This is a genomic window from Planomonospora sp. ID67723 (genome assembly GCF_015711605.1).
GTDB lineage: Bacteria > Actinomycetota > Actinomycetes > Streptosporangiales > Streptosporangiaceae > Planomonospora_A.
This window is the reverse complement of the sequence record NZ_JABTEZ010000002.1, coordinates 1,679,800-1,692,098: the sequence shown is the minus strand read 5'-3', so window position 1 is coordinate 1,692,098 and position 12,299 is coordinate 1,679,800. Positions and strand designations below refer to the sequence as shown.

General features: G+C 69.4%; 9 protein-coding genes and 1 pseudogene. 2 read left to right on the top strand and 8 right to left on the bottom strand.

The genetic code is table 11. The annotated features are described in order from the left end of the window. Nucleotides 1-76: 76 nt before the first annotated feature. The 8 genes and pseudogenes from HS041_RS20220 to HS041_RS20190 form a co-directional block, all read right to left on the bottom strand. Complete coding sequence (locus tag HS041_RS20220) at nucleotides 77-478, bottom strand: BON domain-containing protein (protein ID WP_196442209.1); 402 nt, start codon at nucleotides 476-478, stop codon at nucleotides 77-79. 11 nt (nucleotides 479-489) lie between these two features. Next, nucleotides 490-1,089: a hypothetical protein gene (locus HS041_RS20215; protein ID WP_230879145.1), complete on the bottom strand. Its 600-nt coding sequence runs from the start codon at nucleotides 1,087-1,089 to the stop codon at nucleotides 490-492. 467 nt (nucleotides 1,090-1,556) lie between these two features. Then, nucleotides 1,557-2,048, bottom strand: coding sequence for a hypothetical protein (locus HS041_RS20210; protein ID WP_196442208.1), 492 nt, complete (start codon nucleotides 2,046-2,048; stop codon nucleotides 1,557-1,559). Next, entirely contained in the window at nucleotides 2,038-2,469 is a 432-nt protein-coding gene (locus tag HS041_RS20205; protein WP_196442207.1) for a MarR family winged helix-turn-helix transcriptional regulator, read from the bottom strand. Before HS041_RS20205 ends, HS041_RS20210 begins: the two co-directional genes overlap by 11 nt. Nucleotides 2,470-2,568: 99 nt before the next feature. Then, on the bottom strand, nucleotides 2,569-2,946 hold the full coding sequence (locus HS041_RS20200) for a hypothetical protein (RefSeq protein ID WP_196442206.1): 378 nt from the start codon (nucleotides 2,944-2,946) through the stop codon (nucleotides 2,569-2,571). A gap of 386 nt (nucleotides 2,947-3,332) precedes the next feature. Then, nucleotides 3,333-5,771: an ATP-binding protein gene (locus tag HS041_RS20195; protein WP_196442205.1), complete on the bottom strand. Its 2,439-nt coding sequence runs from the start codon at nucleotides 5,769-5,771 to the stop codon at nucleotides 3,333-3,335. A 161-nt stretch (nucleotides 5,772-5,932) separates the two neighbouring features. Then, a pseudogene (locus HS041_RS40605) lies at nucleotides 5,933-6,049 on the bottom strand (IS30 family transposase); the annotation flags it as partial. A gap of 323 nt (nucleotides 6,050-6,372) precedes the next feature. Further along, on the bottom strand, nucleotides 6,373-7,623 hold the full coding sequence (locus HS041_RS20190) for a serine hydrolase domain-containing protein (protein WP_196442204.1): 1,251 nt from the start codon (nucleotides 7,621-7,623) through the stop codon (nucleotides 6,373-6,375). A 506-nt stretch (nucleotides 7,624-8,129) separates the two neighbouring features. Here HS041_RS20190 and HS041_RS20185 point away from each other — a divergent pair. Then, a complete protein-coding gene (locus HS041_RS20185) occupies nucleotides 8,130-8,747 on the top strand; it encodes a hypothetical protein (RefSeq protein ID WP_196442203.1) in 618 nt (205 codons plus the stop codon). Next, entirely contained in the window at nucleotides 8,701-11,907 is a 3,207-nt protein-coding gene (locus HS041_RS20180) for an AfsR/SARP family transcriptional regulator (protein WP_196442202.1), read from the top strand. The genes HS041_RS20185 and HS041_RS20180 overlap by 47 nt, the downstream gene beginning before the upstream one ends. Nucleotides 11,908-12,299 lie beyond the last annotated feature (392 nt).

Below are 12,299 nucleotides of genomic sequence, written 5' to 3'. Positions count from 1 at the left end.
GATGAGGAAAATGGACCTCTCGAAAGCACAGACGTCGCCGTCCCCGCGGGAAGCGACGCGAAGGCTTCGCCTCGGTTCAGAGGCACGGCAGGGCAGCGGCGGCGAGGTCGTCGTCCTGGAAGGTCACCGCCTCCCTGACCTCCTCCACCCCCTCGGCCTCCGCAACGGCCGCCACCAGCGGGGCGACCTGCGAGCGCAGGGCGACCTGCCCGCTCAGCGTGACGACACCGTCCTCGACGCCGACGGTGACCCCTCGGGCGGGAAAGCCGCGCTGTGCCAGGTCGTCGACGATCTCCTGGCGGATGTCGGCCGGCGGGCGCATGAAGACCTTCAGCAGGTCACCCTGGTGGACGGTTCCCACGATCTTGCCCGTCATCGCGTCGATCACCGGCAGCTGCTTGTGCTGGAGGCTCCCGCTGTACGGCAGCCGCTCCTTCGAAACGGATGCCCGTCCCCTGGTCTTTCGGGGGACGGGCATCGTGCGGGCGGTCACTTCAGGATGGGGAGTCGCTTGACCAGGGCGGTCCTGCCCCACCAGGCGCCGATGCCCAGGGTGTCGCCGGCGCCTGCCAGGGCCAGGCCGACCAGGACGACGGCGTAGACGATGTGGTCGTCCATGAACGGGTTGGTGGCCAGCGGCAGCGAGGCCGCCCACATCATCAGCATCATCACCGCGCCCGCGCCGGCCGCGATCCGCAGGCCCGCACCCAGCAGGAGCGCGCCGCCGACGCCGAGCAGGCCGAGCATGAACAGCCAGTCGACCCAGGCCTGTCCGGCCAGGCCGGAGAAGAACCCGCCGAGGGCGTTCTCACCGCTGCCCTTGAGGAAGCCGGTGGTCGGGCTGCCGCCGCCCGCCCACGCCTTGGCGGCCGGGGTGGCGAAGCCGAGGCCGAAGGTCTTGTCGACGAAGGCCCACAGGAACACCCAGCCCAGGGCGATGCGGGCGGCGGCCCAGGCGTAGGCGGCGGCGGGGGTGCGGCCCCGCGCGGCGCGGGCCCCGGCGGGAGCGCCGGTGGGGGCCGGGGCGGGGGTCGGGGCGGGGGTGGCGGCGCGGCCGTTGACCGGCGTGCGCCCTTCGATGACGGCCATGACTGGCTCCTTGTCCGATGTCCTTGGTTCTCTTACCTCACCCAGTACATCGGCCCGGCCTGGCCTTTCCACAGAGCCGTACGGCTCGCGCCCGCGACTCCAAGGTCCTGGAGCCGATGGGACTTCCGTCCCGGTCCCGCCCGCAGGGACCAGCGGCGCCGAACCGTACCGGCTCACCGGCGCGGTCGGCGACGTCGTCGATCGCGTGGAGCGCAGTGCGTGGTTGTCAGCGTCGTGAAAGGCCCACCCGAATCCGGAGGAGTCACAACAGATGAGGCGTTCCGGGCCCGGTGACCCCGACAGTGCTGGCATTCCGTACATCGGGCCGGCGCTTCTTGCTCCGCGCCGGGCGGCTCGGGAGCAGCTGAGCAGCCCGGCGCGGAAGGGCTCAGATGATTGTTCTTCGTCCGGGTTCAGCCGGGCACCAGAGACCAGGTGCGTCCGCCGTCGATGGCCCTGCGTCCGAATCAGCCGTGTTCGGCGTGCTCGCCGTGGTCGCTCACCTGGGCGTCGAACCAGGCGTGCAGGGCCGTCACCAGGACGGGGTCAGAGGCGGTGTAGGTGAGTTTGGCGCCGTCGGGAAGCTCGGCGTAGGCGACCTTGATGTTCCGGTAACCCGTCGACAGCTCGCGCAGGCCCGGCATCTGCCCGCCGTGGATGGAGGCGGGGTCGCCGAAGTCGCCGCGACCGAACCGGGCGGCCTCCTCGGTGAGGTGTTCGCGGATCAGGCGGATCTGCGCGGCGTCGGCGGGGTCGTCGGCGGTGACGGTCTGCACCCCGCCGTCGCCGGCCTTGGCGAACCGGTGCGTGGTGCGGTCCAGGTCGAACGGCATGACGGCCCGTCCTTTGGCCGCCACCTCCTGCTGACGGGTGCCGCCGGTCGACGTGAGCAGTGCGATCGCCGTCACCAGGGCGGCGGCCCCGGCGACGAGGATGATCAGCATGCGGTTACGGCTCATCAACGGCCTCCGTGAGCAGGGTGAGCGCACGCAGGACGGCGTCGCGCTCGTCGGCGGGGATGCGCTCCAGCGCGGTGCCGAAGCGCGCTCGGCGGGCGGCGGCCAGTCGGCGGGCGGCCTGGTGGCCTTGGGGGGTGAGCCGGACGAGGACGCCGCGGCCGTCACCGGGGGCGGAGGCCCGTTCGGCCCAGCCCCGCTGGACCAACTGGGCGACGATACGGCTGGTGGTGCTTTTCTCCAGCCGCAGCCGGTGCACCAGCTCGACCTGGCGCAGCTCTCCGTCGCGAGCGAGCTCCCCCAGCGCGTGGGCCTCCGAGGTCGGGATGGACGTGCCGCAGGGGGTGCGGTCCGGCTGGTGCAGGCCGAAGGCCCGGACGAACCGGGCCACGGCCTCCTGGAGATCGGCTGCGTCGGACGACATGGTTCGACCATACAACCAGATAGTTCGATAATGCAACCAAATGGCGGTGTGGCCGAATCAGTCGCCGGCAGTCAGCGGGCCCTGTCGACCGGCGGCCCCTCATCCGCAGTTGAAGGTTTTCGATCTGTCCCAGTTGGTACGCCATACGGTGGGCGCGGTGGTGATGCAGTCGTACCGATAGGTCAGCGCGGGTCCACCGGAGATGGAGGCGACGAGAACGCCGTTGCGGTAGACCTTGAGTGAGATCGGCCCTACGCCGCAGCTCTCGTCGGGGAGTTCGGCGTGGGCGATGATGGCCGCAACGGGTTGTTGGTAGAGCTCATGGTGCACCAGGCAACCGTTCGCGACCGGCGCCGGCGCCGCCGAGGCGGGCGCCGCCATCAGAACGAGTACGGCGGCGGGCGCCATGGTGATGCCGAGCGCTCGCCGGAGGCGGCGCTTGATGCGACTGCGGGATTCAGGGCTGCCGGTGGCCATGACGGTCTCCTCGTGACTTCGGGCGTCCTCATCGGAGGACGCTGCTTTGGGGCGCTTGACGAGGGAGCGGTACAAAGAGCGCAGCACCGCTCCCCGCTTTCCTTCGAACCGGTTCGCCACCATTTGACTCCGAGGCCCATCAGGTGCGCATCCGTGCTCAGTACGGAACTCCCGTCAGTGGTGAGGGCCATGCCCGCATCTACCGAGACACCGTCGAGGCCGCCTCGAGCAGGCCCCAGCCCTGCGACCCGGCTCCGTCGGAGGCCTTGAACCGCGGGGACGCCGGGACGAAGCCGCCCGGATGCCCCACCACCGCCTCTCGAGTGTCCGTCACCGGCCGCGGACACCCACCGCCGCCACCGACATCGCCATTGAAATGGCCCGGGTCACCGGGAGAGCAGGGTGGTGAGCGGAATCCGGTGCCCGGCGGCAAAGGCGGATGCGAAGCCCACGGGACCGAGCCGGTCGCGCAGTGCCGTCCGTAGCGCCTGGTCATCCGGCACGGGGTTCCCCCGGCCTTCGGGATCGAGACGTCGGGCGGCGCCGAGCAGGTTGGCGGCGCGCCTGAAGCAGCCGGTCGCGTGGTCGGACTCGGCGAGCAGGTACAGGCCCGTCAGCGTGGCGCGGAGGTCTCCGACGCCGACGGCGAGTTCGACGCCTTCGGCGAGATGGCGCCGTGCCTGTCCGTGGTCGCCGCCGAAGGCCGCGGCCCGGCCGAGACCGAGCAGGCAGCGGACCATGCAGCGGTGGTCGCCGATACGGCGGAACTCCGCGAAGAGCCCGCCGAACCGGGCTTCGGCGCTCGTATGATCTCCGCGGTGCTGGTCGAGATCGGCCAGGGAGACCTCAGCGTGCAGCCGTTCGTGGTCGTTGCCGCTGAGCCGGGCCAGCCGCGCCGCCTCGGTCAGCCAGCTTCCCGCCTCGTCGAGGCGGGTCCGGCCCTCGATCGCGCGGATGGCCATCTGGGTGAGGCAGCTCGCGCGATCGACATGGTCGTGGAGCCGGGCGAACAGATCGGCGGCGCGGGACAGCAGCGTCTGGGCGAACTCGGTATCCGATGTGGCGTGCGCGAGGCCGAACAGTGCGATGGCATGGTGCCAGTCGTCGTGCAGCCGCTCGAAATGCGAGGCCGCCCGTTCCAGGTGCGTGATCGCAGGTGCGCGTTGCTCGCCGGACATCGTCGCCCAGCCGAGGGCGAGAAGGGCGAGTGCCTGCTCGCGCTCGCCGCCGTGCTCGGCGCGCTCATGCGCCTGCTCGGCGAACGTCAGCGCCCGGCCGGTGTCCTGGTAGCACAACAGGAGGGCTGAGGTGACCGCGGCCTGGATGCCCAGGTCGCCCGCAGGCAGGGGCCGTTGGAGCAGCCTGTCGATCCAGTCGAACAGCTCGCCGCGTGTGCCGAGTATCTGCCAGCCCGTGCCGACACCGGCGAGGAACTGCCAGGCCGGGGTGGTCTCGGGCTGTTGCAGGGCCCAGCGCATCGCGGTCCGCAGGTCCGCCCAGTGCCGCTCGAACCAGCGCAGCGCGCCCGCCTGGTCCCGGCCGCGCAGGTCGGTCAGCAGGGCTGCACCATGGCGCAGATGGTGGCGGGCGTGCCGCTCGTGTGACGCATCGGCGGCACCGCGCGATTCCAGCCGCCCGTGAGCGAACTGGCGGACGCTGTCGAGCAGACGGTATTCGGTGGCCTGGCCCCGGCGCCGGCGGGAGATCAGCGAGCGGTCCAGCAGACGCGGGAAGAGCCGGAGGAGGTCGGCGGAGCCGAGCGGAGGGTGGACCAGGACCTCCGCCGCAGTGTCGTAGTCGAACTCGCCGGGAAACACCGAACAACGCTCGAACAGCAGCCGTTCGCCGTCGCCCAGCAGGTCGTAGCTCCACCTCAGGGCTTCTTCCAGCGTGCGGTGCCGGCTCGGAGCGCCGTGTGCCCCATCGGTCAGGAGGGCGAAGCGGTCGTCAAGACGCGCCAGCAGCTCGGCCGGAGAGAAGAACCTGACGCGCGCGGCCGCCAGCTCGATGGCCAGGGGCAGGCCGTCCAGTCGCCGGCAGATCATCGCGACGTGCCGGGCGTTGTCGGCGGTGACCTCGAAGCCTGGCGAGACCGCGGCCGCCCGGTCGGCGAACAGCCGCCCGCAGGCGGCACCCAGCACAGCCGCCGGATCGTCGGGCTTCTCGGAAAGCGCCAAAGGCGCGATCTCGTAGACGACCTCCCCTGCCACTCGCAGCGGCCCGTGGCTGGTGGCCAGCACGCGCAGGTGGTCCGTGGTGGCCAGCAGATCGGCGAGCAGTGCCGCCGCGGTGGCGCTCACGTGCTCGCAGTTGTCCACCACCAGCCAGTGCCGGTCCCCGGCGAGCACCTGGCGTATCAGGGCGGGCAGCCGACGCTCGTCCCCGGAGACGCCGAGGGCGTCCGCGAACGCTCGTTCCACGCTGTCGCCGGGAGGCACGGATGCGAGATCGACCAGGATGGCGGGCGGCAGCGTGGTCACCGAGTGAGCCACATGCAGCGCCAGCCGGGTCTTGCCGACGCCGGCAGGCCCGGTCAACGTCAGCAGCCGGTGGACGTGGACCAGCCGCAGCAGGTCGTCGGTCTCCTGGCTCCGCCCCACGAACGACGACAGCGCTCTGGGCAGCGCGCTGCCCGGCCCCCGGCGGGCGCGAAACCGCGTCGCCGCGTCAACCAGAGCCAGCCGGTTGGACCCGCCGAGCTTGCGCAGCAGGGACGACACGTGGCTCTCCACCGTCCGCTCCGACAGCCGCAGGCTCTCGGCGATCTCCCGGTTATGCAGGCGGTCGCCCACCAGCCAGAAGACGTCGAGCTCTCGTGGTGTCACTCCGGCCGTCCGAAGCGGACCGGGTAACGCGTCCGGACTCATGGAGCCAGTATCCCGCCACGAACGAATTCCACACCGAGCACGGGTGCCGCGGCGCCCGGGTCCGGGATCGAATGACCGTACCGTCGGCAGCCAGTGCCGTTTAGTTAACGATGACGGCCTCAAAGGATCAACGCGTCACCGCTGCTCAAGATCTCAGCGTAGACCTCCGCCGGGGTGCGGTAGTCGTGGATCTTCCGAGGGCGGTCGTTGAGCTCGGCGGCGATGGCGTCCAGGTCGGGAGGGCGGGACCGCAGAATCCGGCCGGGCCCGCGCAGAGCACCGGGCCGGAGAATCGATGTATCCGTTCTCCACGCAACGCATTTCGACTTCGACCGCAAGAGGTCACCCGAGGAGCCGGTCAAGGCACGTGACCACGTCGTGATCGCAGCGGGAAGGGTAGAAGGCTTCGGACAGGGCCGCGATATCTACACCCTGGTGACTTTGTCCGCGAAAGACGGCTCCACATGACAGTCAGCCAGTACTACAACGACATTTCGTTGTAGTACTGGTGGGCGTTTCGAAAGTGGGTTAAGCGGTGGCGTGCGGGAGTACCGGGCCGTCACGGTGTGGCCGTGCCCCCGTCCACGCCGATCGGCAAAAGCGGCCGCGCTGCCTTGGTCGCCGCCCCCGCGTCAGGCCCGCACGCCGCCTCCAGCAGGTGGTCCCCGATCGCGAAGTCGATGGCGTGCGCGACTGGACTACCGTTCTCATCGAGTTGCTGGTAATTCCTCAGGTTGATGCCGAAGGCGAACTGGCGGCCGCCGTCGGCACTGGAGAACGCGAAGGTCTGCATACCGGGGACACTCCCGTCGTGCCCCCAGAACCTGCCGCACGGCAGATCGAGGGGAAAGATCCCGAGACCGTAGTCGACCACGGCGCCCGAGAGCGACCGGATGGACACGGTCTTCTGCATCTCGTCGAGCAGAGCCGCGTCGAGCAGTTCGCCGCGCAGCAGCAGCCGGAAGAAGCGGTTGAGGTCCTCCATCGTCGAGACGACCGCAGCCGAGGTCCAGCCCCAGGACATGTTGTAGACGCTGTAGTCCCTGGGCGGGTCGAAGAACCCGAAGAGCGCCTCGTACGCCTTGGAGCTCGGCCCGGGCAGGTACGGCGTACGCGGGAACACCGTGTGCCGCAGCCCGGCCTTCCGGAAGACGTGGTCGGTGATGTACCGCTCGGCACTCATGCCCGTCACCTTCTCCAGCAGCAGGCCGGCGATGACGAAGTTCGTGTTCGAGTACGCCCCGGGTGTCACCCCCGGCTGCCCGGTCGCGGGGGCGCCGAGCCCCGCCCGCGCCAGCTCCTCCGGCAGGAAGGCACGGAAGCGGTTGGCGTCCAGGCTCTCGACCGTCGAGAAGAGCACGTCGGTGTGGTTGGCGATGTGGCTGGTGTGGTTGAGCAGCATGCGTACGGTGATCTGCTGCCCGCGCTCCCCCGGGACCAAATCCGGCAGATAGCGGCCGACGGGGGCATCGAGCTCGATCGTGCCCTTGCCGACCTGCTGTAACACGGCCACCGCGACGAACGACTTGGTGATGCTCCCGGCCCGGTGCACCATCTCGGGACGCATCAGGCGGCGGGTCCCGACGTCGGCGACGCCTGCGGCGCCCTTCCACCTCCGCCGGCCGTCCACGACGTTCGAATAGATGCCGTACATGCCGGCCTCGTGCACGGCGTCCAGCGTCTGGCGCAGCCGCTGCCGGTCGAGGCCGCCGTCCGCAGTGGCGGCCGCGGGACTCGCCGCGAGCAGCGCGGCGGCCAGGGTCACGGCTCCCAGCCGCGAGGCGAACGTACCGAATCGACGAATGGTCATGGCGCCCAGCATGCGTCTTCCGCTTCATGTACTGGCTTGCTCGTCGGCGCGACTGCCGTAGGCGCGTGGTAAGGCGGGCTTACTCAGGGGTAAGGCGGGCTTACCCGCTGCGCGCCACCGGCCGCACGGTATAGGCGATCGACTCGCTCTCGGTCGCCCGTCATCAGGAGCGTCATAGCGTCACCCGGGCCAAGGCTGACCACGCCGACGCCGACGGACATTCTGCGTGCCGACGCCGCCCGTCATCGGCCTCGCCTGCTGATTCCGAACTCGTTCAGGCGGATGAACCGGCTTTCCCCATCGGCGTGGTCCGGACGGTAACCGAACTGGGGCCGCTGGCAGCGGCGGTCTGTGCGGCCCGTATGGCGAAAGACCGCGCTGGGGCGTGGCGGCGCTGGTCTACCTGCTGTCGGTCACCATCGCTCTTGCCGAGCACGGGCCGTATCTCGCCGTATCTCACCGTGCGGCATCTGGCCTGCTGGGCCCTACTCGCCCTTCTCTCCGTCATGTCCGAGCCCAAGGAGACGGAGGCGCAGAAGAAGACGGCGGCCGGTGACTACGCCGCGACCAAGCAGGTCAGGACGGAGTACGGTTACCGGATCTTCTCCCAGTTCGTCTACCCCGACGACTCCGCCTCGGGCACGCTGGTCGCCGACGTGATCAAGATGCACGTCGACCTCGAGAAGCAGCTCACCACCCGGCGGGTCGACGGCGACGCCGAACTGGTGCGCCTGGCCGCGACGTCCGGCGACTGCCTCAAGGGCAGGGGCTGCACGATCACCTCGCTCAAGCCGAAACGAACAGGCTGCCGTGAAGCGGGCCGTCGAGGTGGCGAGGAGCTGACGGTCACGGCAACGTCGCCCTCGAGCGACAGTGTCGAGTGTCGCCCTCGAGCGACAGTGTCGAGTTCTGCATCACATGCACGCGGAAGCCATCCCGGGTCAGCTCGTCGTAGACGCCCTACCGGCCCTTCAAGATCGAGTAGGAGAATGGGTCAATGGCACCACGGTCGCCGCATGGCGATGGGTGTTCGCGATCAGGACGGAGCTTCCGCCGGCTTGTCGGCTCCAGAGGAGGATGACGTTGCAGTTTCGCGTACTGGGGCCGGTAGACCTGTGGCGTGACGGATGCTCGATCACGGTCACCGGTGAGAAGCAACGGACGCTGCTGGCGGTGCTGGTCATGCACGCCGGGCAGACCGTTTCCCGGGATCGGCTGCTGATCGCGCTGTGGGGAGTCGAGCCCCCGGCCTCGGCTCGAAGACTGCTGCATAACTACGTGTGGTCACTGCGCCGCCTGCTGAGCGATGCCGACGCCTTGACGCGTATGCCCACCGGGTACTGTCTGCGGCTCGCACCAGGTGATTCGGATCTGGAGGTGTTCCTCACCACTGCCCAGGAGGGGCGCCGTCTCGCCGCGGCAGGTGAGGTTGAGCAGGCGGCACAGCGATTTCACCAGGCTCTGGCATTGTGGCGGGGTCCTGCTCTCACCGGTACCAGTGCCGAACTGCAGTCGACGGATGGGAGCACGCTGGATGAGCAACGGATAGCCGTTCTGGTCGAGCGGATCTCAGCCGACTTGGCGTTGGGCCGCCATACGGAACTGGTCGGTGAGTTGCGCCGGCTCGTGACCGACCACTCCCTGCACGAACCGCTGCGCGGGCTGCTGATGCTTGCGTTGTATCGCGCCGGCAGGCAGGCCGAGGCGCTGGCCGTCTTCCGCGAGTTGCGCCAGGTGCTCAACGCTGAGTTGGGCACCGAGCCGGGACCAGACCTTCAGCGCTTGCACCAGCGTGTCCTGGCCGCCGATCCGGCGCTTCAGACGGCCTCGCCCGCGAGTGCCCCGGCACCGGCCATGGCCCGGCACGTCACCGCCGAGGCGGTATCGGAAGATCCGACCCTTTCGGCGAAGGCGGCAGGACCGTGTCAGTTGCCCCGGGCCGTCGGCGATTTCACCAGCCGTGATGACGAGGTGGCCAGGCTGGTGCGTGCGACGACCGGCGAGGAGCCCTCCGCGGTGGTCATCGATGCGATCGACGGCATGGCCGGAGTGGGCAAGACCGCTCTGGCCGTACATGCGGCCCATCGGCTGGCCGCCCGCTTCCCCGACGGGCAGCTCTATGTGAACCTGCACGGCCACACTCCCGGCTACCAGCCGTTGCCACCCCTCGATGCGCTGCGGACCCTGCTGCGCGCGGTCGGCGTGCCGGCGGAGAAGATCCCCGACAACGTCGAGGAGGCCGCCGCGGCATGGCGCTCGGCGATGGCCGGGCGCCGGATGCTCATCGTGCTGGACGACGCCGCCACCGCCGACCAGGTGCGGCCGCTGCTGCTGGGCCGGCCGGGCAGCCACCTCATCATCACCAGCAGACGGCGGCTGGCAGATCTGGAAGACGTCGCGGTGCTGTCACTGGATGTGCTGACGCCTGACCAGGCCACGGCCCTGTTCACCCGGATCATCGGCGTCGAGCGGGCCCGTGCCGAAACCCAGGCCGTCGCTGAGGTGGTCGGCTTGTGCGGCTACCTGCCGCTGGCCCTGCGGCTGGCGGCCGCCCGGCTGCTGCACCGTCCCGCCTGGACGGTGCGGGATCTGGCCGTGCGCTTGAGCGACCAGCAGCACCGGCTGCGGGAGCTGCGCGCCGGTGATCGCGACGTCGCCACCGCCTTCGCGGTCTCCTATGAGCAGCTGACCGCCGCCCAGCAGCGCATGTTCCGGCTGCTGAGTCTGGTGCCGGGTGATGACTTCGACGCTTACGCGGCCGCAGCGCTCACCGGCCTGGCCGTACATGAGGCCGAACAATGCCTGGAAGAGTTGCTGGACGCCCATCTGCTTCAGCAGCACACCGCGGGCCGCTACCGCTTTCACGACCTGCTGCGCGATTACGCCCGGCAGGAAAGCCAGACCGGTGCACCGCAAGTCGAAGGCACCGGCGCCCCGGCCCGCCTACGCGACTACTACCTGGCCACCGCGCTCCGCGCCACACAGATCCTCGGTCACCGCGACCCGCGCCGCCCCCTGCGCACCGAACCCGCCGCGATTGCGGACTATCCACCCCTCGCGAATGCCGACCTGGCGACCGCCTGGCTGGAGACCGAGCGCGGCAACCTCCTCACCGCAGCCCTCGCCTCCCAAGGCGAGTGGGCCGTCGATCTGTCCACGGCCCTGTGGCGGCATCTGCATTTCAGCGCTCACCGCAATGAGGCGTTGGCTCTACAGGAGCATGCCGCATCTGTCGCTCACCGGCTCGGCGACCAGGAAGCACAGATCCAGGCATTGATCGATCTGGGTATCAGCTGCTGTCAGACGGCGCAATACGAGCAGGCGCTGGAGCATCAACGCCAAGCCCTCGCCCTGGCCTGCCAGATCGGCGACCGCGCCGCGCAGAGCCGGGTGCTGAACAATTTGGGCGTCACCTGCTCGGAACTGGGACGCATCCAGGAGTCGAACGACTACTTCGAGCAAGCTCTGATCCTGGCCCGTGATCTGAACGACCGCCAACGTCAGCGCCGCGCCCTGCTCAACCTCGGCACCAATCACAACCGGCTGGGCGACTACCCGCGCGCCCTCCGCTACCAGCAGCGATCCCTGACATGCGCACGCGAGATCGACGACCGGGCGGGCGAGAGCCGGGCTTTGAACAATCTCGGCTACACCTACTCCCAGACGGGGCGCTATGAGCTTGCCGAAAGCCACTGCCGGCTGGCGCTCACCATCGCCCGCCAGATCGGTAACCGGGTGATGGAGATCGCCGCGCTGAATTACCTCGGCATCGCCTGCAGCGGGTTGGGACGCCACCAGGAAGCCCTCGACCACCACCACCAAGCCCTCGCCTTCTGCCGCCGAGCAGACGACCCCACCACCCAAGTCGACGTGTTGGTCCACCTCGGTAACCTCTGCCTGCGACTGGGCCGCTACCAGGATGCCTACGATCACCATCGGCAAGCTCTGGCAACCCTCGGCGAAACCTGCGATCCCGTCACAAAGATCACGGTGCTCAACGGTCTGGGCCGGGCCCTGTGCGCCACAGGCGAGCCCGCCGCAGCTCTCGATCACTATCGTCAGGCTTTGGCACTGGCCCTCGACATCAGCCATCCTTACGGACGAGCCTGTGCTCATCGCGGCATCGGCGACGCCCTGCACCTCACCGGGCACGTCGAAGCCGCCACCGCCTCATGGCAACAGGCGCTCGGCCTCTTCACCGCCCTCGGCGTTCCCGAACGCGAGGAGATGAGCCTGAGGGTGAAAGGCGGAAGTCACGGCGGCTCGGAACCGGATCCGGTCTGAGCGATGACACCCTCCGGCAGGCCGCGGCGTGCATCGCATCCACTTGAAGCACGCCGGGTGCCACGGAGGCCGTGGTGTGCCCCGCGACACCCGGCGCGGTTCACCTGCGACCCTTCAAGATCAACAGCAGCCGGCTGGAGGAAACCACCCGGAGCGCCAGAGCGGCCGGCAGAGCACGTCCTTTCGCTCCGGTGACCGCATCCATCCGCTCGCCCCGCCGGATGTCAGCGGGCCGAGTACACACAGCACTCCGACCTCCCCAAGGCCGTGACCATCCTGATGCAGCTCCCGATCGCCCGAACACGCTTCTCCCCCGACATCGCCTGACGGGCGGTTTTTCATGACGGGCGGGATCTCCGCGGAGAGAACACCAAGATCTCGACATTCTGACC